Below are 23157 nucleotides of genomic sequence, written 5' to 3' on the forward strand. Positions count from 1 at the left end.
ACCCGTCACCATGATCGGAGTTCTGCCATGAGCACCGCTGTTCTGACCGGTTCGTGCCCGGAGTGCGAGACCGACCTGACCGTGCCCGAGATGGTCGAGGGCGAGACCCTCTCCTGCCCCGAGTGCATGCTGACGCTGCGCATCGAGGGCATCGCCGACGGCCGGCTGACCCTGGAGATGGTCGAGGTCCAGCTCCGCGACTGGGGCCAGTGACATGACCAACCGAGTCGCCATCGTCGCGGACCGGGTCGGCTGGGAGGAACGCCGGCTGATCGAGACCGCCCAGGACTTCGGCCTGAGCATCGACTGGGTCAACGACGAGTCCCTGTGCGCCGGTCACCGCGACGCCCTGTCCGTCAAGGACTACGACGCGCTGATGGTGCGCAGCCGCAGCTACACCCGTGGCGGCCTGATCGCCACCCTCGCCGAGGCCGACGGCTTCCGCGTCCTCAACACCGCCGCCGCGATCCACTCCTGCGAGAACAAGCTGGTCCTGCGGGCCGTCCTGCGCGAAGCGGGCGTCCCGGTGCCGGACTTCCGGCTCGTGCTGTCCCGCAAGGACTTCGAGAAGGCGGTCGACGACCTGGGCGTGCCGGTGGTGCTCAAGCCGGTCTACGGCGGCATGGGCAAGCGCGTCACGCTGGTCCGCGACGCCGACCTCGCGCAGTCCGTCTACGACTACGTCGAGGACCTGGGCCACGCCTTCGAGCAGGCCTGCCTGGTGGAGCCGTACCTCGGCGGCGGGTCGATCCGCTGCCTGGTCGTCGGCCGGGAGATCGTCGCCGCCGCCGAGTTCGAGAGCGCGGGCGCCGACTGGCGCAGCAACGCGGCCCTCGGCAACCAGAGCCGGGCGCTCGCCCACGACCCCGACGTGCAGAAGATCGTGGACGGCGTCGTGGACCGGCTCGGCGCCGGCATCTACGGCGTCGACCTGTTCAAGACCCCGTCCGGCTATCTCGTCAACGAGGTCAACCACGCCCCCGCCTGGCGGGGAGTGGCATCGACGACCGGGGTCGACATCGCGTCGGTCGTCGTCCGTTACGTCCAGGAGACACTCGAATGATCCGTGTGGGAATCGTCGGCGCGTCCGGGCTCGCCGGCGGAGAACTCATCAGGCTGGTCACCCAGCACCCCGAGATGGAACTGACCTACCTGGGCGGCAACTCCAGCGCCGGCCGGCGGCCGGCCGAGCTGCACCCCGGGCTCCGTCTCGACCTGGGCCTGACCGTCGAGCCGGTCACGGCCGACCGCGTGGCCGAGCGGTGCGACGTGGTGTTCCTCGCCACGCCCGCCCCGGTCTCCGCCCGGATCGCCGCGGAACTCGCCGACCGCGTCCCCTGCGTCACCGACCTGAGCGGCGCCTTCCGCATCCGCACCCCGGAGCTGCACGACCGCTGGTACCCGAAGGCCGAGCGGACCACCGAGCTGGCCGACCGCTTCGTCTACGGCGTGCCGGAGCTGGTCGGCGACGCCCTGGTGGACGCCCCGCTGATCTCGGTGCCCGGCTGCTACGCCACCGCCATCACCCTCGGGCTCGCGCCGCTGACCCTCGGCCTCGGCCTGCACCTCAACACGGTCGTCGTGGACGGCAAGAGCGGCTCCAGCGGCGGCGGTCTGCAACTGCGCGTGCCGGACCTGCACCCGCTGCGCAACGGCGCCATCGCGCCGTACGCCCCCACCGGCCACCGGCACGCCGCCGAGGTCAGCGACTTCCTGCTGCGCAGCAAGCCCGGCAGCGTCGGCTCCCTCGCCATGTCGGCGTACGGGGTGTCGCACGTGCGCGGCCTGCTCGCCAGCGTCTACGTGTACACCGACGAGCAGGTGGACCAGCGGGAACTGCAGCGCGCGTACCTGCGGTTCTACAAGGGGCACACCTTCGTACGGGTGCGGCGGCACAACGAGACGCTGATCCCGGTGCCCGACCCGCAGGCCGTGCTCGGCTCCAACTACTGCGACGTCACCGCCCTGCACGACCCGGACGCCGGACGCATCGTCGTCCTCGCCGCCCTGGACAACCTCGTCAAGGGCGCCGCCGGACAGGCCGTACAGGCCGTGAACAAGCGCTTCCGCCTGCCCGAGGACACGGGCCTGACCATGCAGCCGGTGATGCCCGCATGACCGAGACCCCGACACCGCTGCCGCCGACCGTGGTGAAGCTCGGCGGCAGCTGCCTCGCCGACCTCGCCGGCGGCTGGTGGGACGACCTGGCCGAGCACGGCCGGGAGCGGCCGCTGGTCCTCGTCCACGGCTGGTCCAAGCCGCTGAAGCAGCTCAGCCCCCGCTACAGCGAGCCGTCGGCGATCCTGCGCGACCGCTACGGCAACCAGAGCCGCTGGACCACGCCCGAGGTCATCGAGGACATCAAGACCGTCAGCGCCGAGCTGGGCCGGGAGGTGCTGGGGCGCCTCGAACAGCGCGGCATCGCCGCCGAGCGGCTGCTCGGCAGCGACGGCCTGGTCAGCGCCGGCGAGGGCGAGCGCTGGTGGTGGAAGGACAAGCAGCTGGTCGAACTGGAGAACCTGGTCGGCCCCATCACCGGGGTGGACCCGGCGCCGCTGACCAAGCTGGAACCGGGACGCGCCTACCTCGTCACCCCGCTGGCCCGGAACGCCGCGGGCCAGGAGGTCAACACCGACGCCGACCGGGCCGCCGCCGCCATCGCCGGGGCCACCGGCGCGACCGACCTGATCCTCGTCACCGACGTCGCCCACCTGCTCATCGACGGCGAACCGGTGCGCGAGATCACCGCCGAGGCGGCGGCCGAGTTCCGCGACAAGGGCGCCACCGGCGGCATGCGCAAGAAGCTCCGGGCCGCGGGCGAGGCCCTGGACCGGGGGGTGGAGCGCGTCGTCATCGGCAGCGCACCCGTCACGGACCTGCTCGCCGCCCGCACCGGCACCGTCATCACGCGAACCTGAGGAGCACCCACGTGGCGAAATCCCGTGTGCTGGTCGTCAACAACCGCACACTCTCCCTGAAGCAGCTCCGCGGGCGCTTCGAAGCGCTCGGCTCGGACACCGACACGGTCGAACCGGCCGCCGTGCCCGCCCGGCTCGACGGCCGCTACCAGGCCGTCGTCCTGAGCGGCACCAAGGTACGGGCCTTCGACCAGGAGTACTACAAGCCGCTCGTCGACCTCGTCATGAACGCCGACGTCCCGGTCTTCGGGATCTGCGGCGGCATGCAGATCCTCGCGGTCGCCGCCGGCGGCCGGCTGGCCGAGGGCCCGCAGCGGGTCGGCGGCTACGAGGTCCAGGTCGACAAGGAGGAGCCGCTCTTCACCCATGTGAAGCCGACCGTGACGGTCTTCCACCGGCACACCCTCTACCTCCAGGAGGCCCCCGAGGGCTTCCGCTCCATCGGCCGCTCCGAGCACGCGCCCGTGGAGTTCCTGCGCTCCGACGACGGCCGCATCTACGGATCGCAGGCCCACCTGGAGTTCCGCAGCGACGGCCTGGAGATCCTGCGCGGCTTCGCACAGCTCTACCAGTGAACGCACCCATGAACGAACAGGAGTACTCGGCACATGAGCCTTGTTGACGACACCACGCAGGATCCCGCGCTCGTCGTCCACCTCAACGGCAGCGGCGGCGCCATCAAGAGCTGGGTCGTGATCGACACGCTGGTCGACGGCCTCGCGATGGGCGGCGTGCGGATGACCCCGGGAGTGACCCAGGAGGAGGTGGCCGGCCTCGCCCGCGACATGACCCACAAGTTCACGCTCGCGGGTCTGCGCATCGGCGGCGCCAAGGGCGGCATCGTCTCCGACGGCAGCAACCGCGAGGAGACCTTCCGCACCTTCGGCCGTACCGTCAAGCCGCTGCTGCACGGCGGTATCCACCTCGGCATCGACATGGGCGTCACGCCCGCCGACCGGGCCGTGTTCTTCGACGAGGCGGGCTACGACCCGCGGTACCGGCTGGGCGCCCCGGACATGCCGATCGACTGGCGCACCTACTACGAGCCGCTCATCGACGTCACCGGGCACGGCGTCGGCGTCGCCGCCGTCACCGCCCTGGAGGCGAGCGGCCGCACCGGCCCCGCCCGCGTCGTGGTGCAGGGCTTCGGCGCGGTCGGCCGCGCGGTCGCCCGGTTCCTGGAGGACCGCGGCCACGTCGTCGTGGGCGTCGCGGACGCCCAGGGCACCATCAGCGCCGACCGGCTGCCGGTGGCCGACCTCGTCGCCGTCACCGACGAGTTCGGGCTGATCGACCGCTCCCGCCTGCCGCAGCACGTCACCCTGTCCAACGGGCCGGACGCCTGGCTCGACGTCGACGCCGACCTGCTGATCCTCGCGGCCCAGAAGCACGCGCTGAACGCCGGGAACGCGCACCGGCTGCGCGCCGCCCTGGTGGTCGAGGGCGCCAACCTCGCCTCCGACGCCGAGGCCCGGGAGAAGGCGCGGGCGGCCGGCGCCACCCTCGTGCCGGGCGTCATCGCCAACATCGGCGGCGCCGGCGCGGCGGCCCTCGCCGTCACCCGGGTCGTCCCCTTCGAACTGGCGGCAGAGGCACGCAAGGCGTGGGTCTTCGACTGGATCGGCGACCGGGTGCGGGACAACACCCGGGCCCTGCTGGAGATCGCCGCCGCCCGCGCCGGCGACCCGCTGCCGGAGCTGCTCGCGGTACGACGTGGAGAACTGCGATGACGACGACCCTTTCCCCCGCCCCGATACCGGCGCCGGCCCCGGCGCCGGCGGCGGACCGCGCGGCCGAGTACCGGTCGCGCGGCTGGTGGCGGGACGAGACGTTCCTCGACGACCTGCGCCGGCAGGCCCGGATCCGGCCGCGCAAGCTGGCCGTCGCCGGCCGCCGGCTGGGCGAGGCGCGTACCGACACCCTCGACTACGCCGAACTCTCCTTGCTGACCGACCGGTTCGCCGGCGCCCTGCTCGAACTCGACGTCCGGCGGGGGGACGTCGTCGCGGTCCAGCTGCCCAACCGGTGGGAGATGGTGCCGCTGATGTACGCCTGCATGGCCGTCGGCGCCGTCATCTGCCCCATCGCACCGGAGTGCCAGGGCGAGGAACTGCGCCACCGCCTCGAACTCACCGAGGCCCGGCTGTGCATCACCGTCGCCGAGTGGGACGGCCGTCCGCTCGCCCGGGACATCGCCGCGCTGCGCCCCGCACTGCCGCTGGAGGACGTGGTGGTGGTCGGCGGGCACGCTCCCGAGGGCACGCACGACTTCCACGACCACTTCGTCTCGGTGCCCTGGGAGGACGCCCGCATGGGCGACCTGGAGGGCCGTGCGCTCGGGCCCGACGACCCCTTCGTGGTGCTGTTCACCTCGGGTACGACCGGCTTCTCCAAGGGAGTCGTGCACAGCCAGAACACCGTCCACTCGGGCGTGCGCGGCTACGTGGACACCTTCCTGCTCCGCGACGACCTGGTGGCCGTCGTCACCACCCCGCTGGTGCACTACTCCGGCTTCGGCCAGGGCGTCCTGGCCGGCGTGATGCTCGGCGGGACGGTCGCCTTCCAGGACGGCCGGAACCACACCAGCCTGCTGGACCTGGCGGAGCGCTACCGGGCCACCCTGCTGTACGGTCCGCCGCCCACGCTCTTCGGCGTGGCCGCCGCCCAGCGCGCCGACCGGCACGACGTGTCCAGCCTGCGCTACACCGTCACCGGGGCCCAACCGGTGCTCCAGGAGCTGGTGGACGAGCTGCGCGACACCTTCGACACCACCACCTACTCGGTGTGGGGCATGTCCGAGTTCGGGCCGATCACCATCAGCCGGCTCGACTACGACCAGGACTGGTCCGCGCACAGCCACGGCCGGCCGATCGACGCCATGGAGATCCGCATCGACGACAGCCGGTCCGGCGAGCGCGCCCGCGTGGGCCGGCTGCGGGTGCGCGGCGCCTCCCAGGCCCTCGGCTACTACCGCAACCAGGCCGCGTTCGACGCCGAGCTGTCCGCGGACGGCTGGTTCGACACCGGCGACGTGGCGCGGGAGGACGGCCGCGGCGGCATCCGTGTGCTGGGCCGGGCCAAGGACGCGATCCTGCGCGACGGGATCGTCGTCCCGATGGCCGAGCTGGAAGCGATCCTCTCCGCGCACCCGAAGATCGCGGAGGCGACGCTGGTCGGGCCCACCGGCCAGCCGGACGACCCCATCGTGGCCGTCCTCGTACCCCGCGGCGGCGGGGCCCGGCCCACGCTCCGGGAGATCCGGGAGCACCTGCTCGACCGCGGCCAGGACCCCCGCTTCCTCCCGGACCGGCTGGACCTGGTCGAAGCCCTGCCCAAGACCCTCACCGGCAAGGTCAAGAAGGCCGAACTCCGGCGCCGGCTGGCCGGAGCCTGACCCGCCCGGCGCACACAGCGCGGCGGCACTGCCCTCGGGCGGTGCCGCCGCGCTGTCGCGTGGGGCGGGGGGCCTACGCCGGCCCGGGCTCCACGTGCGGCAGACCGTAGCTGTCGGCGATCAGGGACAGCGACGTCAGCCGCTCCTCCAGGCCGTGCGCGTTGGAGGCGAGCATGAGTTCGTCGGCGCCCGTCCGTTTGCGCAGCTCCTCCAGCTGCTCCCGGACCGAGTCCGGTGTGCCGTGGACGGCGTTCTCCAGCCAGCCGCCGAGGACCTCCCGCTCGTACCCGGTGAACACATGCGCCCGGGCCTCCTCGGGGGTCGGTACGAGTCCCGGGCGCCCGGTGCGGAACCGCACCGTGGTCAGCGCCCCGGTGAGGGCCTGCTCCCGGGCCTGCCGCTCGGTCTGCGCGGCGAACGTGAACACGCCCACGACGGCGTACGGCTCGGCCAGCACGGGGGAGGGCCGGAACGTCTGCCGGTACAGCTCCAGGGCGGGGATGGTGTTGTGCGCGGCGAAGTGGTGGGCGAAGGCGAAGGGCAGGCCCAGCCGGCCGGCCAGCTGGGCGCTGAACCCGGACGAGCCGAGGAGCCACACCTCGGGCCGCCCGCCGGAGGGCCCCTGCACCGGGCCGGGCACGGCGTGCACCTGGCGATAGGGGTGCCCGTCGGGGAAGTCGTCGTGCAGGAAGCCGATCAGTTCGGCCACGTCGGCGGGGAAGGAGTCACCGGTCGCCGGCCCGTGGGTGCGCCGCAGCGCCCGCGCGGTCGCCTGGTCGGTGCCGGGGGCGCGGCCGAGCCCGAGGTCCACCCGGCCGGGGGCCATCGCCTCCAGCGTGTTGAACTGCTCGGCGATGACCAATGGGGCGTGGTTGGGCAGCATGACGCCCCCGGAACCGAGCCGGATCCGGGTGGTCTGCGCGGCGAGGTACGCCAGGATCACCGCGGGGCTGCTGCTGGCGATGCCGGGCATCGAGTGGTGCTCGGCGACCCAGTAGCGGCGGAATCCGCGGGCCTCGGCCAGGCGGGCGAGCCGCGCCGAGGTCCGCAGGGCCCCCCGCGTGGTGTGGCCCTCTCCGACCGCCACCAGGTCGAGAACGGACAGAGCGTCGACCATCGTTGCCGTCCCTCCGTAAGTCGTCAGTCGCGCACACGTGCGCGGTCCGTCATGAAAAAGGCCCGGGCCGGGTGTGCGGGAGCGTTCCGATCCCGCACACCCGGCCCGGGCGCGTTCCGGTGTCCGGCTCGGTTACTTCGGGGCCGCGGCCCCGTACCGGACCTCGTTCGCCAGCACGACACCGTGGCTGGACACGTCGATGACCATCCGGTCGCCGTTCTCGATCCGGAAGCCGTCGTGGTACGTGGCCTTGTCCGCGCCGAGGAACAGGTAGTTGACCAGGCCCGGCCGGCGCAGCAGCGGGTACGAGAACAGGTACTGCGCCATGTCCGGGATCCGGTGGAAGATGGAGTCGGCGCCGCACGAGAAGCCGCCCTGCCAGGCCGCCGTGCCGTCGCGCTCGATGGTGACGCTGCCGGTGACCTTCTCCGGCGGGGTGCCGAGGAACAGCCATGGCGTGATCGAGGTCTCGCACAGCTTGGCGTACGGGGTCCACGCCCACGGGTTCTTCAGGTGCAGGCCGATGTCGTTCAGGTCGTTGCCGAAGGTGTAGCCGGCGTAGTGCGGCACCCCCTGGTCGTCGTTGGCGTACACGAGGACGACCTCGGGCTCCTCCAGCAGCCAGACCGGATCGGCCGGGGTGGTCAGCGGCTCGTCGGGCAGCCGCAGCCAGGAACCGAAGCCCTTGATGTAGTAGTTCGGCGGGGTGAACTCCTCGTCCGGTTCCGGGGCGCGGTCGAACTTGCTGCGGTGCGTGCCCATGAAGCCGTTGATCAGGGCGTTGTCGGAGGCGGTCGGCAGCAGCGGCGGGAGGAACCTCAAGCCGGCATCGCCGGGGTCCACCTCGATCCGGCCGTCCTCGCCGGCCACGGCGGACCGCAGGTCCTCGGGGCCGCGGCCCGCGACGAGGGCCGCCTGCAACTGCCCGTCGGCCACCGGGTACAGGGTGAGCGGGCTGCCGGACACGGGCAGGCCGTGGCCCGCGTACCGCCGGCCCTGGTATTCGCACTCGAAGATGATGGACATGTCTGTCGGGGTCTCCTCAGGAGTGGGCGGATGGGTGGGTGGCCGGGAACCCGTGGGAGCGGGCCGCGAGCACGATGGCGAGGACCGGCGCCAGGAGGACCAGCACCGTCCAGGGGAAGGCGTCGGCGCCGACGGCGTCGAGCAGGAGGCCGCCGGCGATGCCTCCGCCGGCCATCGCGACGTTCCACAGGGTCACGAGCATGGCCTGGGCGGCCTCGGCCGCCTCCCCGCCGGCCTGGCCGCCCGCGGTCTGCAGCAGGGTCGGCACCCCGCCCCAGCCCAGCCCCCACAGGGCGGCGGCGACGTAGACCAGGGCGTCGGTGCCGGAGAACGTGCCCATGACCGCGACGCCGGCGCCGACCAGCAGGGTGCCGGCGACGGTCAGCGCGCGCAGATGGCGGTGGATGAGGGCGCCGACGACCCAGATGCTGACCAGGCAGGCGACGCCGAAGACCAGCAGGACCCCGTCCACCTGGCCGCCCATGCCGATGTGGTCCAGGAAGGTGGCGATGTAGGCGTACAGGAGGGTGTGGGCCAGGACGAAGACCAGGGTGACGGTCAGCACCGCGGCGACACCCGGCACACGCAGGGTGCTGCGCATCGGGATCTTGCCGCCGGCCGGCTGGCCGGGGTGGTCGGGCGCCACGGCCGTGATCCACACGAGCAGCACCACGGTCAGGGCGGTCATCGCGAGGAACGCGGCCTGCCAGGAGACCACCTGCCCCAGGAAGGTGCCGGCCGGGACGCCCAGGGACAGGGCGACCGGAATGCCGGCCATGGCGATGGCGATGGCGCGGCCCTCCTGGTGCGGGGCGACCATGCGGCGGGCGTACCCGGCCAGCAGGGCCCAGGCCAGTCCGGCGGCGACACCGGCCACGAACCGGGCGACCAGGGTGAGCGGGTAGTTCACCGACAGGGCGGTGACGGTGTTGGCGACGGCGAAGCCGGCCATCGCGGTCAGCAGCAGGCGCTTGCGGCTCCACCCCGCGGTCGCGGCGGACAGCGGGATGGCTGTGAGCACCGTGCCCAGCGCGTAGATGGTCACCGTCTGCCCGGTGGCCGACTCGCTGGTGTGCAGGCTGGAACTCATGTCGGGCAGCAGCCCGGCGGGCAGGGTCTCGGTGAGACTCGTGATGAACACGGCGACCGCCAGGGCGAGCAGGGCCGCCAGCGGCAGCTTCTGCTCGGCCGCCGGCGTGGTGCCGGGTGCGGGGACTGGGGTGGCGGTGCCGGTGGACGGCTCGGCGCTAGTCATGATGGGTGCCTTCGATGTGAGGGTCGAGCCCGGCGTGGAAGGGTCCTCCCGGGACGGGAACGGCTCAGGCCCGCGGGGTGCGGGCCCCGGTGAGATCGGCCAGCGCGGAGTCGATCTGCTCCAGGTTCTTGCGGATCCACGGCAGTTCGAGCGGGTCCGGTGCCGCGAGCGCGGCGGTGCGCTGTTCGTCGTCCTCGCCGTACAGGCGGCTGGTCGCGGCCCGGATCCGCAAGGGGTCGCCGTCCTCCCCGAACGCGCCGGCCGGGAGCAGGCCGATGCCGTGCCGCTCGCCGAGGAACCGGACCAGGTCCGCACCGCCGTGCACGTCGTGGGTCCGGGCCAGGTGGTCCCCGAGCGGTGTGAAGTCCGGGTACAGGTAGCAGGTCGCCCGGACCGGGGCGAGCAGCGCGCCCGCGCCGGTGAGGCGGCCGGCGACCGCGCGGACCACGGTCTCGTGCAGCCGGCGGCCGGCCGCGATGCGCTCGGCGACCTCCGGGGGCTCGCCGAACGCGTACGCGGCGGCGGCCTGCACCGGCGCCGGCGGACTGGACCAGATCTGGCTGGCCACCGAGACGAGGCGGCCGTGCAGGGCCCGCCCGGTGTCGCTGTCGGGCAGCCGGGCCACACCGGTGCGCCAGCCGCCGACGGCCAGGTTCTTGGTGAGCCCGGTGGTGACGACGGTGCGCTCCGGGGCGAAGCGGGCCGGGGACTCGGCGGGCGCCGAGGTGTCGTAGACGAGGTCGCAGTAGATCTCGTCGGAGACGATGACGAGGTCCAGTTCCCGGGCCGCCGCCGCGAGCCGCCGTACCGTGCCGGGCGAGGCGACGGTGCCGGTCGGGTTGTCCGGCAGGGTCACCACCACACACCGGGGATCCCGGCCGGCGGCGCGGGCGGCGGTGACGGCCGCGCGCAGCCGCTCCGGGTCGGGCACCCCGCCCTCGCCCGGAGTGATCGGCACCGGAAGGGGACGGGCACCCACCAGCCGGGCCTGTGCGGCGTAGCTGACCCAGCTGGGTACGGGCACGACGACGTCCCCGCCGAGCGCGAGCAGCAGCGCGAACAGCAGCGGCTTGCTGCCCGGCCCGGCCACGACGAGCCCGGGGTCGGTGGCGAGACCGCGCCGGCCCCAGTACCCGGCGGCGGCGGCGCGCAGCGCCTGGCTGCCGGCCACGGGACCGTACGCGTTCTCGTCCGCCGCGGCGGCGAGCCGCCGGCGCAGCGCGGGCAGCACGGGCAGGCCGATCTCCCCGCCGGCCATGGGCAGGACCTGTTCCCCGGCCCGTCGCCTGCGGTCCAGGGCCTCGTCGGCGGCCAGGGTCGCCGACATGGGGATGGACGGGGCATCGGACATGCTGTCACTGCCCCCAGTCGCGCAGCTGGACCTCGACCATCTCCAGGGTCAGCAGGCCGTCCGCGATGTCCTCCACGCGGAGGGTCAGCATGCACTCGGGGCAGGAGAGCGTCTCGCCCTGGACGACCGGCGGGACGGTCAGTTCGGTCTCGCACTCGGGGCAGGCGCCGGTGAGGGTGGCGCTGGACATGGATCAACTCCGTTCGACGAGGTTTCGCAACGGTCCCCCACCTTCCAACGCGCCGCCGGAAAGAGTAAAGGCGGGCCGGTTAAATCTCTGTAGTGGATTGTCAAGAAGTGTCAAGACAGAGGGGAGTTGCAAGTTTGGCCTGGCGGAATGTCAAGTCCGGTGGAATACCGCGGCCGGTGCCCGGAGCGGCAACTAATGTGCCGCCATGGACATTTTCCCGCTGCCCCGGCTCGGGCTGGTCGTGCCCCCGGAAAACCCGCTCGCCGAACCGGAGTTCAATCGTCTGATCGGTGCCGAGCTGAATGTGTACACCGCGCGTTTCCCGCTGACTCCCGGAATGGGCGTGAAGGAAACGATGCTCCGGTACAACGACGTGCTCGCGGACACGCTCGCCACCTTCGGCCGCATGCGCCTGGACGCCGCCGTGGTGGCCTGCAACGCCTCGCACTATCTGCTGGGACCCGACGGCGACCGCGCTTTCGTGGCCGAACTGTCCGAGGCGTTCGGCTTTCCGGTGCAGTCGACGACGCAGGCCATCCTCGCGGTGTGCGAGGAATTCGGGATATCCCGCCTGACCCTCGTCTCCCCCTACTGGGACTGGCTCACGGAGACGTCCCGCTCCTTCTGGGAGCAGGCCGGCGTCGCCGTCGACCGTGTCGTCCTCGCCCCGGCCGTCGTGGACCCGAAGGAGCAGGACCACGAGTTCGACCCGTACCGGGTGACGACCAGGACCCTCCTCGGCCGGATACGCGAGGCGGGCCTGCCCGACGAAGGGGCGATTCTCTTCACCGGCACGGGCATGGGCACGCTGGCCGCCCTGGCCGAACTCGACCGCGAGTTCGCCCGCACCACGCTGCTGACGTCCAACCTCGCGGCGGCCTGGTGGGCGCGGCGCACGGTCGGGGCCGCCGGCGCCGAGGTGCACCCCCTCCTGGAACGGCTGGACCGCGGCACGCCGCGCCGGCCCCGGTAACCACCCTCCCTGCACACCCCTTCACCGACCGCACCCACCGTCAAGGAGGCGCCCGCCGTGGCCGTCACCAGCGAAGCACAGTCGTCCGATCCCCTCGTGGCCGTGGTGAGCGGCGGCGCGTCCGGCATCGGCGCGGCCGCCGTGGCCGCGCTCACCGCCCGGGGCGTCCGGGTCGCCGCCCTGGACCTGAAGCCCGACGAGGTCGCCGCACCGGCCGTCGGCATCGCCTGCGACGTGTCCGACGACGCGTCCGTGCGCGCCGCCGTCGCCGAGGTCGCCGACCGCTTCGGCCGCATCGACATCGTCGTGAACAACGCCGGCATCGCCGCGCAGGGCGACATCACCGACAACGACGACGACGAGTGGCGGCGCGTACTGGACGTGAACGTCGTCGGCATGGTGCGCCTCGCCCGTGCCGCGCTCCCGTACCTGCGCAAGTCACCGGCCGCCGCGATCGTCAACACCTGTTCCGTCTTCGCCTCGATGGGGGTACGGCGGCGCGTCCTCTACTCCGCGTCCAAGGGCGCCGTCCACTCCCTGACCCTGGCGATGGCCGCCGACCACGTCCGGGAGGGCATCCGGGTCAACGCCGTCGCTCCCGGCGCCGTCGACACCCCCTGGATCCAGCGGGTGCTGGCGAAGACCGCCGACCCGCAGGCGGAGCGGGACGCGCTCAACGACCGCCATCCCCTGGGCCGGCTGGCGCGGCCCGAGGAGGTCGGCGACGCCATCGCCTTCCTGGCCACCGAAGCCTCCGGCACCACCGGCACGATCCTCGCCGTCGACGGCGGCATCCACGACCTGCGCCTGTAGCCGCACCCGCCCCTCGGCGCCGCCCCGGCCGGGGCGGCGCCGAGGGGCGGCCGTGTGCCGGGCGGACGCGTCACCCGGACTGCGGCGGAGCCGGGAAGTGGTTCTCCTGGACGAAGAACTCGACGTACTGGCCGAAGAGTTCACCGGTGTATCCGGCCCTGGACACCACGCAGACGGAGGAGGCTCTCTCCGGCAGAAGGCGTCGGTGTCCCCCGTCATCCAGCTCCCGCCAGGCGTCCGGGGCCAGGTCCCGCAAGGGGTAGCCGAGGGCCCGCAGGCCGGCGACGCACTCGCCGAGGTCCAGCGCGTCCCGGTTGACCAGGCGGTGCGGGCCGCGAGCCGGTCTGGGCGAGCACCATGTCCCGCACGGCGGCCCGCCGTTCACCGGGTAACAGATCCTTGAGCAGGTCGGTGAGCCGGGGGTTCGGTGCCGCTGCAGCCCTCGTCGGTCACCGACGGCCGCGCCGGGCGGCGGACGAGTGAGGTGAACCCCGGGGGCACGGAAGGCTGTTCGCGCAGCGCGGCGAGGTCCAGCGGGCCGGCCACGGCGTCCGGGCGGCCCGAGCGCAGCTGTCCCCTGCACCAGGACGGGCTGGCCGCCGCCGTCTCCACCGGCAACCCGATGGCCGTGGCGCTCGCCCTCGAAGGGCCGGCCGGGGCGCGCTCACTGAGCGCTTTCAGCGTTGCCCCTCCAGGATGAGGACGGCTTTGGTGATGACGCTCATGCGGTTGGGGCTGATGCGGGATCTACCGAAGATCTGCCAGGACTTCAGCCGCGCCATGCCTCGTTCGACAGGTGCCCGGGCCGCTGACAGGGCCCGGTTCTCGGTCCGCTCGGTGAGGGTGAGCTCGCCGCGGGGCGGGCGGCGCCTGGCGGTGGTGACCCAGTCGCCCGCACCGATGTAGGCCATGTCGGCGAGGAGCTGAAAACGCTCATTGTTGTTGCCGCACTTGAACGGAAGCCGCAAGCGGAACGAAGACACCGATCCAGCCCTGCTCAAGGCGTTGTTGGTGCTGGTCGAGCCGACGAGCGGGGTGATCCGCAGTCGCCGCCTGAAGTGGACGACGAAGTCGCTGCGAAACCTGGCCCAGGAGCTGACCCGGCAGGGCACCCGGCGTCCGCGCCGACGGTGGGCCTGCTGCTGCGACCGGAGGTCCGATGCCCACCAGCAGATGAGGCCGGCCAGCGGCGTCGTGCAGGTGGAGGTATTTTCCCCAACGAACGGCCAGGCGTTTGAAGCAGACGACAGCATCCGGCTCCGATGCTATGTACTACCGATCTCCCGCACATAGGAGAATCCGTCCAGCATTAGAAGCTGGAACGTGTCTCCGTAAACGGGCTCCATGTCCTCGATCGACCACTGCTTGACTACCTCGACGGCTCCCGGCAGATAGATGGTCATGCTCCGCCCTCGCACCACGGCTGTCCCTCGTAGTGTTAGCCCGCTGTTGTAGTGGAGCTCCACTGTTCCGTCATCCGAGAACCTGATCTTCCGCTCTCCAGGTCCAGACCCCCCGTCCCAAGTTCCTACGAGGTCGGCGGGTACGGAACCTGGCGGCAATGCAGTCTCCTCCACGTGCCCGCTCCCCTTGGGGGGCGCGCTGTCGGAGCTCGGAGTGCCTGTGTTGGGTGGAATGTCCGGGCTCTTCGGCTCCCGACTGTCTGCCTCCCGGCTGAGTAACCACGAGCCGTCTGGCGTCGGTATCTCATCGGTCGACGGGCTGCCCTGACCACAACCTCCGCTTAGCAGAGCAAGAGCGGCGGCGACCGCCACAGCAACCCAGCGCGACTCCCGCACAGAGATTCGACGCTTTGTATGGCGTGCTCGATGTGCATTGCCTGGCTGGTCTTGCCTGGCTTGTCGGGTTGAGCCTGCAAGCCCGCGCGTGCCTGTGTTGCGCCGCAGGAGCAAACGGCCCCGCACGGTGCCGTTCACTCTTGAATGTGCTGGTCGCGACCAGCCTGATAGACCCGGCTACGCCCGGTCGCCTCGGCCTCCATGCGGATTGCCCCAACAGTTTGTCCCTCTGGGCTGACCTCCCTTCGACCCTGGCCTACGAGTGCGCGCAGTTCTTCGACCACCGTCTGCTGATCGGTTTCGTCAAGGGCCTCCAGCAGGGTCTCGAGGCGGACTTGCCAGACAACCGCCTGGCGAACTTGGGCGTCCTCCCCGGAAGCCTGCGCCAGTACGGTCGCCGTCTCGTCCAATCGCTCCAAGGCCACCTGCTGCTCCTCCTCGTCGCGGTAGCGCCACAACCGAGCCACCGCGTGGCGCACCCCGTGCCAGGTATCTGTGCCAACTGCCTGCGCAACCGCAACACCACCCGCTGCGGCCACAGCCGCCAATGCCTCCGGCAACATCCGACCAGCCCCTTCGCAGCAAGCAAGGGCCCTCGACGCAGGCCCGATTCATTCCACCACACAGAGTGGCTCTCCGGCGCCTTGATGGACGCTTCCCCCTGAAAAGCGCAAGAGTGGCCACGCACGTAGCTTGATGCGTCTAACGTGGCCTCGCGGCGTCTACTGCAGGGAGTGGGGATGGGTGTGGGCACCGTGGCAGTGGGAGGTGGATCAATGGACGCGACCACGAGTACATGGCGGCGAGCTCGGTCCTCAACAGTTGCGTCGTGGTGCCGAACACTCGGCAGCCAGCAAGATCTGCTGTCCTTAACGCCGGTACAGTCGACCGCTGCTGGTGAAGAGCTGACCCGTCAGGGAGGCTCCAAATCGTATGCTCCTGGGCGGGGGCTGTGAGCCCGGCCGATGAGCGGCCTGAAGACGATGAGGCAATTCGATTTCATGCCATAGCGTCTGGCCAGGCTCAGATCTTCCAAGCAGGAGGGGATCAGCACGTCGCGGAGCGGGACCTGCATCTGCATTACGCGGACGGAGTGCGCCGAGCACGCCGTCTCCAGCGGGGTGGCGAAACGCGGGAATGCCCGTACCCGGGCCTGGTGGCTTTCGAATCAGCACAGGCAGACTGGTTTTTCGGGCGAGACACGGAGACTGCAGAGCTGCTTGTTCACTTGGACGAAGGCCTGCGGGGTGGCGGCCCCTTAATAGTGGTCGCGCCGTCTGGTGCAGGAAAGTCCTCACTACTACGGGCTGGCGTACTACCGGCCATCGCTAGAGGGGCTCTGCCCGCTGCTGGGTCAGCGCAGTGGCCCCACATGCTGTTCACTCCTACTGCTAGCCCAATGGCCGCCTTGTCCGCACACCTAGCGAGCGCGACCGGGATCGCCCCAGATCTGCTCGGCCAGGCACTGCAGTCCGGTCCGTCCGCGTGCTTGACCCTGTTGCGTAAGTGCTTGAGGACAACAGCGGGCAGCAACGGCCCGCCGAACAAACGGCTGGTGGTCGTCGTCGACCAACTTGAGGAGCTGTTCACCCTCGGCTCAAGTGAGCAAGACCGGCATGACTTCCTCGATTTTCTCTCTGCGCTGGCGAGCATCGGATCAGCTGGTGAAGAACCAATTGGGCTGGTGGTGTACGGGATGCGTTCCGACTTCTACACCCCATGCGCCGACTATCCACAGCTACGAGGAGTTCTGCAGGACCGCCAGGTCCTGATCGGGCCTATGACTCGAGACGGGCTTCGTCACGCGATAACAATCCCTGCCCAAGCAACGGGTTTGGACATTGAGCCGGGCCTCGTTGAGTTGCTACTGCGCGACCTCGGAGTACGCGATGGTGAAAATCACCCGAGCAGCGGCGAGGACGCAAGTGCCGCGCATGCGTATGAGGCCGGACGTCTCCCCTTGCTGGCCCATGCCCTGCGAGCCACCTGGCAGCAACGGCACGGTCACACTCTCACCGTGGCCGGCTACCAGGCCACGGGCGGAATCTACCGAGCCGTCGGCACAACTGCAGAACGGGTGTACAACAGACTGGATTCTGACGCTAAGCAGACGGCCAACTTGCTCTTCATGAGCCTCGTCAAGGTCGGAGACGGCGTCAACGACACTCGCAAACGCTTGCCCCGTACCCAGTTACTTGAGATTGGCAGTAAGTCAGCCGTCATCGACCCGATAATTGAAGCCTTCACCGAGGCCCGCCTGCTGACTGTGCAGGGGAACAGCGTGGAGATAACCCATGAAGCCCTGCTAGGCGCCTGGCCGCGGCTGCAACGATGGATCAAGGCTGACCGGGCAGGCCACATCATCCGACAAGAACTCGAAGAAGTGGCCACCAGTTGGAGTCGGTCCCACCAGGATGCTGGCATGCTCTATCGGGGACACCGGCTAGAGACAGTCCGCACCTGGGCAAAGGCACATCGCGATCGACTAAGCACCGCAGCGACGGAGTTCCTAGCAGCCTCAAGCGCGCAGGAGCGTCGCACAATCAGGCTGCGCCGCGTGCTGATCGCCATGCTGACCACTTTGGCCTTGATCGCATCAGGCGCTGCGGTAGTCGCCTTCCAGCAGCGCGCCACAGCACAAGCTCAGCGCGACATCGCCGTTTCCAGACAGATCACCGTCGAGGCAGATAGGCTGCGCGACGGTCAGCCATCTCTCGCTGCCCTCTTCGACATTGCCGCCTACCGCTGGCGCCCACAGGACTCTGGTGTGTATACGCGCCTCATTACCAATGCAAGCGCCACTCTGTCGACGCCCCTCGCGCCGTCCACCGGCGGCCAGACGTGGTCAGCGGTATTCAGCCCTCACGGACGCACTCTCGCCACCATTGGCACTGATCACAAAGTGCGACTCTGGAACGTGTCCAGCCCAGTTCGCTCCACCTTGCTTGGCCCGGCGCTGACTGGCAACAAAGGTGTTCTTTGGTGGCTGGCGTTTAGTCCCAACGGGCGTGTAGTGGCCGGCGCTGGTAGCGACGGGAGGGTCTGGCTGTGGAAAGTCACTGATCCGGCTCATCCAGTCTCCATGGGTCGTAACTTGACCCTGAAGATCACAGGTAGCAACTCCATGGCGTTCAGTCCGGATGGACGCATGCTCGCTACGGCCGAAAGTGACGGGAGCGTGCGGTTGTGGGACGTTGCCGATCCCGTTCACCCAACTTCCCTTGCTTCGGTGTCGAGCGGCAACAAGCCCGGCTTCCCGTCAATTTCCGACATCACTTCAGTAACGTTCAGTCCCGATGGACGCGTCTTAGCGGCTGCAGAAGGCGACAGTAACGGAGTAGTGCAGCTATGGGATTTGGCTGACCCAGCGAAGCCAACACCACTTGGTAAACCTCTGAGCGGCAGCATGAGCCGCGTGGAAGAAATGAAATTCAGTCCTAATGGCCGCCTCTTCGCCATCGCCTCAAACGATGGAGTGGTTCGAATTTGGAACACAGCAAACGTAACCAAGCCGAAACAGCTCAAAAAACGTCTGTCTGAACCAGTCATTGGCAGTCACGCCCTTGCCTTCAGTCCTGATGGACGACTCCTGGCCACTGCCACATTTGACGGAACAGTTCGTATCTTCAGCATGGGCGATCCATCTGCCCCTGAAGCACTTACCAATCCGCTAACTGGCCACAAAGGCATATGGTGGATGGTGTTCAGCCCAGACGGACACACTCTCGCCAGCGCCGGAAGCGATGGGGCAGTTCTCCTGTGGAAGCTTCCCAAAAGGGTCATCAGCAGTTTCTCAGGCGTTGTCAGTTCGTTGGACTTCAGTCCGGATGGGCACACGCTCGCCACCGTTGGCACCGGCAGCGGTGACGAGTTGACTCTGTGGAATGTGACCGATCCGGCTCACCCGATTTCTCGTGGCTCGCTCACCTACTCGGACCGTATCAAATTGGTCGCGTTCAGCCCGGATAGACGCACCCTCGCCACCGGCGGTGAGGACCTCATAGTTCGATTGTGGAACGTGGCCGATCCCTCTCGCCCCAGCAAACTGGCCGATCTCCGGATCGGCCACACGGGCAGCATTAACTCCCTGGCTTTTAGCCCAGACGGACGCACCCTCGCCACCGCCGGTTTCCGAGAGGTACAGCTCTGGAACGTGGCCGATCCGACGCACGCAGCCCCCCTCGGTAAGCCCTTGAGCGGCCACACGGGCAGCGTCAACTCCCTGGCTTTTAGCCCAGACGGACGCACTCTCGCCACTGCTGGGGACGACGGGGCCGTCCGGTTGTGGAACGTGGCCGATCCGACGCACGCAGCCCCCCTCGGTAAGCCCTTGAGCGGCCACGCGGTAAGCCTCAACAATCTGGTGGTCAACTCCCTGACATTTAGCCCAGACGGGCACACTCTCGCCACCGCTGGTGCCGACCTCTCAGTTCGGTTGTGGAACGTGGCCGATCCATCTCGCCCGAGCAAACTGGCCGATCTCCGGAGCGGCCACACGGGCAGGATTAACTCCCTGGCTTTTAGCCCAGACGGACGCACCCTTGCCACCGCCGGTGCCGACCTCACAATTCGGTTGTGGAACATGGCAAAGCGCGTCCCATTCGGTCCACCAGTAACTGGGCATGCATCACTCGTTACTTCGGTGAGGTTCAGTCCCGACGGACACACCTTGGCCAGTGCTGGCCTCGATGGAACAGTGCGACTATGGGAGACGGATATTGGCCAAGCCGTCGCATACATCTGTAACACGGTTCAGGGCGGCCTCACACAGAGGGATTGGCAACGGCAGTTCCCAGACATTCCCTTCAGAGCACCATGCCCATAACCCTGCTCACTGGTTCCTAGAACTTCTACCAAGCCGCGAGATCGACGGGCGGCGTTAGAAGCTGTTGTCTTCCCGGGCGTTATCGCCGAGTTTCCGCTGGTCGGGGATAGGAGCGGTGGTTCGGTGGGAATGGTGTCGGATCGTCGTTTCCTAGGGAGGTCGCGGATGCCGTCAGTGAGCGTTTTCAGCGTGGCCACTGACCGGGTGACGGGGCGGTGCGGGGTCGGGGTGCGCAGCGGACAGGGCCCCCGTGCCGTCGAGGGAGGTGTCCGGCGCCTCAACTCAGCAGCACAGCAGCCCTGTTGATTCCCGTATCCTGCCGCACTCGACCTGCCCCACGCCCTGGTCGAGTGGGTCACGATGCTCATCGCCACCCGTGAGGGTGACCGGCGGTGCAAACTTCCACCGCACCGCCGTGCGCTGGTCGCACTCGTGTACCTGCGCCGCCACGACACCCTCGCCCGTATCGCCGAGGCCTTCGGGATATCCGTCGGCACCGCCCACGCCTACGTCACCGCGGTCACCGCTCTGCTGGCCGAGCAGGCGCCGGGCCTGCTGAAGACACTGCGCGCACACGACCCGGACTTCGTCCTCCTGGACGGCACGCTCGCAGAGTGCGACCGCGTCGGCGACAGGAAAGCCGACTACTCCTCAAAACACAAGCGGCATGGAGTGAACATACAAGGCGTCACGGACCCAGCCGGCGAGATTCTGTGGTTGTCTCCGGCGTTACCGGGCCGGACCCACGACCTCACAGCCGCCCGCACTCACAAGATCCTCCGGATCTGCGCGCGCCAGGGCGTTCCGATCCTCGCCGACATGGCCTACATCGGTGCGGGCGACTGGGTCACCACCGCCAAGCGCCGCCCGCCCCGCGGCGAGCTCACCCTCACCGAGCGGACCGAGAACCGGGCCCTGTCAGCGGCCCGGGCACCTGTCGAACGAGGCATGGCGCGGCTGAAGTCCTGGCAGATCTTCGGTAGATCCCGCATCAGCCCCAACCGCATGAGCGTCATCACCAAAGCCGTCCTCATCCTGGAGGGGCAACGCTGAAAACGCTCACTGACCGGCCGCCGGAGCCGCGCGGCACGGCTGCTCGCCACGGCCGCCGCCACCCGCCGGCGCCCCCTAGCCCGCCGCCACCCGCCGGCCGGCGTCCCCCAGCCCGCCGCCGAACGGGCCGACGTGGAGAGGGCAGCGGCCCGCATCCGCCGGGCGATCGGCGACGAGGCCTACGCCGCACGGTTCGTGGAGGGCGAGAAGACCGACCACGAGACACAGGCGGCCGCCGAGGCCGAGGCCCCGCTGCCGCGCCGCATCCCGTGACCGTCCCCGCCGCTCACCGCTCCGGGAGACCGCCCCGGTCCAGCGGGCTGCCGTGCCTCAGGAGGCCTCCTCGCTGACCTCCGTACGCCGGTCGTACTCGGCGCGGGCCACCGCGATCTCCTCCTGGTGCTCCTCGGTCCAGGCCACCAGCGCCTGGATCGTGTCGTGCAGCGTGACGCCCAGCGGCGTCAGTTCGTAGTCCACCCGGGGCGGCACCACCGGGTGGACCGTACGGCGCACCAGTCCGTCCCGCTCCAGTTGACGCAGGGTCACCGTGAGCATCCGCTGGCTGATGCCCTCGATGCTGTGGCGTAACTGGGTGAAGCGCAGACTGCGGTTCTCCAGCAGCGCTATGACCAGAAGCGACCACTTGTCGGCGACGCGGTCCAGGATCTGGCGGACCTCGCAGCCCTCGCGGACGTCCCACTGAAGGATGTTGTAGTCGTCGGTACCCGAGCAGTGCCTCGGTGACTTTAAAGTGCCTTCTTCCATGAGGCTTCAGCGTGCCCGATGATTCCCACAGTTACAAGTGGGAACCGGCAGGCTCTCGCGTAACCAGGGTGCGCACCCGTGGAATCGAGCCCTTTCCTCGATTTCTCCCGTCCATGTTCGGACTCCGCGGATTTCCCCACGGTCCATCCCTCCAGACATTCTCAAGGAGAACTTCAGTGTCCACAGTGCAATCCCCATCGGGCGGCGACACCGATCGCATGAACGGGCGCGCTTGGGGCGTGCTGTTCGTGCTGTGCGGCGCGATCTTCCTGGAAGGCATCGACGTGGCCATGCTCAACGTGGCCCTCCCGTCGATCCGTGACGACCTCGGGATGTCCACCGGCACGCTGCAGTGGGTCATGAGCGCCTACGTCCTCGGCTACGGCGGGTTCATGCTGCTCGGCGGCCGGGCCGCGGACCTCTTCGGCCGGCGCCGGATGTTCGTGTTCTGGCTGGTGGTGTTCCTGCTGTTCTCCGGCCTGGGCGGGCTGGCGACCGAGGGCTGGATGCTGCTCGTCGCCCGGTTCGTCACCGGTGTCGCCGCGGCCTTCATGGCCCCGGCCGGTCTGTCGATCATCACCACCGGCTTCGCCGAGGGCCCGCAGCGCAACAAGGCCCTGCTGGTGTACTCCGGCACCGCCGCCGGCGGCTTCTCCATCGGTCTGGTCGTCGGCGGTCTGCTCACCGCGGTCAGCTGGCGATGGGTGTTCTTCGCCCCGGTGATCCTCTCGGCGGTCCTCCTGCTCGCCGCCGTCGCCCTCATCCCCAAGTCGCCCCGCCCCGACCGGCAGGGCCGGCCCGTCGACCTGACCGGCGCCGTCACCGTGACCGGCGCGATCCTGCTGCTCGTGTTCGCCGTCGAGCGCGCCACGCACGTCGACGCGGCCTGGACCATCGGCACGGTCGCCGCCAGCCTCCTGCTGTTCGTCGCCTTCACGGTCGTCGAGCGCAGGTCGGCGGCGCCGCTGGTGCGGCTCGGCCTGTTCCGGCACGGCGGACTCGTCCGCGCCAACCTCGCCGCGCTGCTCTTCTCCGGCGGTTTCTTCGGCTTCCAGTTCATCGTCACGCTGTACCTGCAGGAACTGCGCGGCTGGTCCACCCTGCAGACCAGCTTCGCGATGATCGTGATCGGCGTCGACACGGTGCTCTCGCCGACCCTCACCCCCAAGCTGGTCGAGAAGTTCGGCAACGCCCGGGTCATGTTCGGCGGACTGGTGCTGGCCTCCCTGGCCTACGCCCTGATGCTGCCGCTCCAGGTGGACTGGAGCTACGCGCTGATGTTCCCGAGCCTGCTCGTGCTGGGCCTGGCCTTCTCCCTCGCGTACGGCCCGCTCACCATCGCCGGCACCGAGGGCATCGAGGAGGAGGAGCAGGGCGTCGCCGGCGGTCTGCTGTACACCAGCTTCCAGTTCGGTGCCGCGCTCGGCCTGTCCGCGGCCGCCGCCGTCGACATCGGGGCCACCGACGGCTCCTCGCCCGCGGCGCTCCTCGACGGCTACAAGGCGGCCCTGTTCGTGCCGCTGGTCGCCGCGCTCGGCGCCGCCCTGATCAGCACCTTCGGTCTGCGCGAGCGCGCGGACGACGTGACCGGCGCACCCGCGCCCGCCTCGGTCGAGGTCTAGCCACGACCCCTGCCGTCCAGGCGTCACCGGATGCACGGTCCCTGTGACACGCCGCC

General features: G+C 69.8%; 23 protein-coding genes and 1 pseudogene. 14 read left to right on the top strand and 10 right to left on the bottom strand.

Annotated elements, in window-relative coordinates:
* Window positions 1-27: 27 nt before the first annotated feature.
* The 7 genes from S1361_RS31480 to S1361_RS31510 are packed head-to-tail and all read left to right on the top strand — an operon-like array spanning window position 28 to window position 6312.
* Complete coding sequence (locus S1361_RS31480; protein ID WP_208035273.1) at window positions 28-213, top strand: lysine biosynthesis protein LysW; 186 nt, start codon at window positions 28-30, stop codon at window positions 211-213.
* 1 nt (window position 214) lies between these two features.
* Window positions 215-1063, top strand: a complete 849-nt coding sequence (locus S1361_RS31485; RefSeq protein WP_208035274.1) for an ATP-grasp domain-containing protein — start codon at window positions 215-217, stop codon at window positions 1061-1063.
* Window positions 1060-2118 (top strand): N-acetyl-gamma-glutamyl-phosphate reductase, encoded by a 1059-nt coding sequence (gene argC, locus S1361_RS31490; protein WP_208035275.1) that lies wholly within the window; start codon window positions 1060-1062, stop codon window positions 2116-2118. Before S1361_RS31485 ends, argC begins: the two co-directional genes overlap by 4 nt.
* A complete protein-coding gene (locus tag S1361_RS31495; RefSeq protein WP_208035276.1) occupies window positions 2115-2918 on the top strand; it encodes an amino acid kinase family protein in 804 nt (267 codons plus the stop codon). The genes argC and S1361_RS31495 overlap by 4 nt, the downstream gene beginning before the upstream one ends.
* 11 nt (window positions 2919-2929) lie before the next feature.
* A complete protein-coding gene (locus tag S1361_RS31500) occupies window positions 2930-3493 on the top strand; it encodes a type 1 glutamine amidotransferase (protein ID WP_208035277.1) in 564 nt (187 codons plus the stop codon).
* 33 nt (window positions 3494-3526) lie between these two features.
* Entirely contained in the window at window positions 3527-4648 is a 1122-nt protein-coding gene (locus tag S1361_RS31505; RefSeq protein WP_208035278.1) for a Glu/Leu/Phe/Val dehydrogenase, read from the top strand.
* Entirely contained in the window at window positions 4645-6312 is a 1668-nt protein-coding gene (locus S1361_RS31510) for an AMP-binding protein (protein WP_208035279.1), read from the top strand. Before S1361_RS31505 ends, S1361_RS31510 begins: the two co-directional genes overlap by 4 nt.
* A 73-nt stretch (window positions 6313-6385) precedes the next feature.
* Here S1361_RS31510 and S1361_RS31515 read toward each other — a convergent pair whose 3' ends face one another.
* The 5 genes from S1361_RS31515 to S1361_RS31535 form a co-directional block, all read right to left on the bottom strand.
* A complete protein-coding gene (locus S1361_RS31515) occupies window positions 6386-7429 on the bottom strand; it encodes an LLM class flavin-dependent oxidoreductase (RefSeq protein ID WP_208035280.1) in 1044 nt (347 codons plus the stop codon).
* Window positions 7430-7561: 132 nt separating this feature from the next.
* Window positions 7562-8455 carry a fumarylacetoacetate (FAA) hydrolase gene (locus tag S1361_RS31520; protein WP_208035281.1) on the bottom strand — a complete coding sequence of 298 codons (894 nt, stop codon included), beginning with the start codon at window positions 8453-8455 and terminating at the stop codon, window positions 7562-7564.
* 16 nt (window positions 8456-8471) lie between these two features.
* Window positions 8472-9710 carry an MFS transporter gene (locus S1361_RS31525; RefSeq protein WP_208035282.1) on the bottom strand — a complete coding sequence of 413 codons (1239 nt, stop codon included), beginning with the start codon at window positions 9708-9710 and terminating at the stop codon, window positions 8472-8474.
* A gap of 64 nt (window positions 9711-9774) precedes the next feature.
* Window positions 9775-11061 carry an aminotransferase class I/II-fold pyridoxal phosphate-dependent enzyme gene (locus S1361_RS31530; RefSeq protein WP_243769368.1) on the bottom strand — a complete coding sequence of 429 codons (1287 nt, stop codon included), beginning with the start codon at window positions 11059-11061 and terminating at the stop codon, window positions 9775-9777.
* 4 nt (window positions 11062-11065) lie between these two features.
* Window positions 11066-11251, bottom strand: a complete 186-nt coding sequence (locus S1361_RS31535; RefSeq protein WP_208035283.1) for a lysine biosynthesis protein LysW — start codon at window positions 11249-11251, stop codon at window positions 11066-11068.
* 205 nt (window positions 11252-11456) lie between these two features.
* Here S1361_RS31535 and S1361_RS31540 point away from each other — a divergent pair, with 205 nt between their 5' ends.
* Window positions 11457-12224 (top strand): maleate cis-trans isomerase family protein, encoded by a 768-nt coding sequence (locus tag S1361_RS31540; protein WP_208035284.1) that lies wholly within the window; start codon window positions 11457-11459, stop codon window positions 12222-12224.
* A gap of 57 nt (window positions 12225-12281) precedes the next feature.
* Window positions 12282-13037 (top strand): SDR family NAD(P)-dependent oxidoreductase, encoded by a 756-nt coding sequence (locus S1361_RS31545; RefSeq protein ID WP_208035285.1) that lies wholly within the window; start codon window positions 12282-12284, stop codon window positions 13035-13037.
* 70 nt (window positions 13038-13107) lie between these two features.
* On the opposite strand, the gene S1361_RS31550 is transcribed toward S1361_RS31545, so the two are convergent.
* Window positions 13108-13422, bottom strand: coding sequence for a hypothetical protein (locus tag S1361_RS31550; RefSeq protein ID WP_208035286.1), 315 nt, complete (start codon window positions 13420-13422; stop codon window positions 13108-13110).
* A gap of 292 nt (window positions 13423-13714) precedes the next feature.
* Entirely contained in the window at window positions 13715-14020 is a 306-nt protein-coding gene (locus tag S1361_RS31555; RefSeq protein WP_425087610.1) for a transposase family protein, read from the bottom strand.
* Between the two features lie 10 nt (window positions 14021-14030).
* On the opposite strand from S1361_RS31555, the pseudogene S1361_RS40395 reads away from it, so the two are divergent.
* Window positions 14031-14185, top strand: a pseudogene (locus tag S1361_RS40395) (ISAzo13-like element transposase-related protein); the annotation flags it as partial.
* Window positions 14186-14302: 117 nt separating this feature from the next.
* Here S1361_RS40395 and S1361_RS31560 read toward each other — a convergent pair.
* Window positions 14303-14440, bottom strand: coding sequence for a hypothetical protein (locus S1361_RS31560; protein WP_208035287.1), 138 nt, complete (start codon window positions 14438-14440; stop codon window positions 14303-14305).
* A 530-nt stretch (window positions 14441-14970) separates the two neighbouring features.
* Window positions 14971-15399 (bottom strand): hypothetical protein, encoded by a 429-nt coding sequence (locus S1361_RS31565; protein ID WP_208035288.1) that lies wholly within the window; start codon window positions 15397-15399, stop codon window positions 14971-14973.
* A 530-nt stretch (window positions 15400-15929) separates the two neighbouring features.
* Between S1361_RS31565 and S1361_RS31570 the strand changes: the two genes are divergently transcribed.
* From S1361_RS31570 to S1361_RS31580, 3 genes are all read left to right on the top strand, one after another.
* Complete coding sequence (locus S1361_RS31570) at window positions 15930-19661, top strand: NACHT and WD repeat domain-containing protein (protein ID WP_341829373.1); 3732 nt, start codon at window positions 15930-15932, stop codon at window positions 19659-19661.
* A 360-nt stretch (window positions 19662-20021) separates the two neighbouring features.
* Window positions 20022-20714, top strand: coding sequence for a transposase family protein (locus S1361_RS31575; RefSeq protein WP_208035290.1), 693 nt, complete (start codon window positions 20022-20024; stop codon window positions 20712-20714).
* 132 nt (window positions 20715-20846) lie between these two features.
* Window positions 20847-20987 carry a hypothetical protein gene (locus S1361_RS31580; protein WP_208035291.1) on the top strand — a complete coding sequence of 47 codons (141 nt, stop codon included), beginning with the start codon at window positions 20847-20849 and terminating at the stop codon, window positions 20985-20987.
* Between the two features lie 57 nt (window positions 20988-21044).
* On the opposite strand, the gene S1361_RS31585 is transcribed toward S1361_RS31580, so the two are convergent.
* Window positions 21045-21479 carry a winged helix-turn-helix transcriptional regulator gene (locus S1361_RS31585; RefSeq protein WP_208035292.1) on the bottom strand — a complete coding sequence of 145 codons (435 nt, stop codon included), beginning with the start codon at window positions 21477-21479 and terminating at the stop codon, window positions 21045-21047.
* 218 nt (window positions 21480-21697) lie between these two features.
* Here S1361_RS31585 and S1361_RS31590 point away from each other — a divergent pair, with 218 nt between their 5' ends.
* Window positions 21698-23101, top strand: a complete 1404-nt coding sequence (locus S1361_RS31590; RefSeq protein WP_208035293.1) for an MFS transporter — start codon at window positions 21698-21700, stop codon at window positions 23099-23101.
* Window positions 23102-23157: the final 56 nt, after the last annotated feature.

The organism is Streptomyces cyanogenus, assembly GCF_017526105.1.
GTDB lineage: Bacteria > Actinomycetota > Actinomycetes > Streptomycetales > Streptomycetaceae > Streptomyces > Streptomyces cyanogenus.

Bases quoted from the DNA above. Each gene is read 5' to 3' on its own strand.
- S1361_RS31495 (WP_208035276.1), top strand. From the start codon at position 2,115: ATGACCGAGACCCCGACACCGCTGCCGCCGACCGTGGTGAAGCTCGGC.
- S1361_RS31520 (WP_208035281.1), bottom strand. From the start codon at position 8,455: ATGTCCATCATCTTCGAGTGCGAATACCAGGGCCGGCGGTACGCGGGC.
- S1361_RS31505 (WP_208035278.1), top strand. From the start codon at position 3,527: ATGAGCCTTGTTGACGACACCACGCAGGATCCCGCGCTCGTCGTCCAC.
- S1361_RS31560 (WP_208035287.1), bottom strand. From the start codon at position 14,440: ATGACCATCTATCTGCCGGGAGCCGTCGAGGTAGTCAAGCAGTGGTCG.
- S1361_RS31485 (WP_208035274.1), top strand. From the start codon at position 215: ATGACCAACCGAGTCGCCATCGTCGCGGACCGGGTCGGCTGGGAGGAA.
- S1361_RS31510 (WP_208035279.1), top strand. From the start codon at position 4,645: ATGACGACGACCCTTTCCCCCGCCCCGATACCGGCGCCGGCCCCGGCG.
- S1361_RS31515 (WP_208035280.1), bottom strand. From the start codon at position 7,429: ATGGTCGACGCTCTGTCCGTTCTCGACCTGGTGGCGGTCGGAGAGGGC.
- S1361_RS31535 (WP_208035283.1), bottom strand. From the start codon at position 11,251: ATGTCCAGCGCCACCCTCACCGGCGCCTGCCCCGAGTGCGAGACCGAA.
- S1361_RS31585 (WP_208035292.1), bottom strand. From the start codon at position 21,479: ATGGAAGAAGGCACTTTAAAGTCACCGAGGCACTGCTCGGGTACCGAC.
- S1361_RS31530 (WP_243769368.1), bottom strand. From the start codon at position 11,061: ATGTCCGATGCCCCGTCCATCCCCATGTCGGCGACCCTGGCCGCCGAC.
- S1361_RS31565 (WP_208035288.1), bottom strand. From the start codon at position 15,399: ATGTTGCCGGAGGCATTGGCGGCTGTGGCCGCAGCGGGTGGTGTTGCG.
- S1361_RS31590 (WP_208035293.1), top strand. From the start codon at position 21,698: ATGAACGGGCGCGCTTGGGGCGTGCTGTTCGTGCTGTGCGGCGCGATC.
- argC (WP_208035275.1), top strand. From the start codon at position 1,060: ATGATCCGTGTGGGAATCGTCGGCGCGTCCGGGCTCGCCGGCGGAGAA.
- S1361_RS31480 (WP_208035273.1), top strand. From the start codon at position 28: ATGAGCACCGCTGTTCTGACCGGTTCGTGCCCGGAGTGCGAGACCGAC.
- S1361_RS31525 (WP_208035282.1), bottom strand. From the start codon at position 9,710: ATGACTAGCGCCGAGCCGTCCACCGGCACCGCCACCCCAGTCCCCGCA.
- S1361_RS31575 (WP_208035290.1), top strand. From the start codon at position 20,022: ATGCTCATCGCCACCCGTGAGGGTGACCGGCGGTGCAAACTTCCACCG.
- S1361_RS31540 (WP_208035284.1), top strand. From the start codon at position 11,457: ATGGACATTTTCCCGCTGCCCCGGCTCGGGCTGGTCGTGCCCCCGGAA.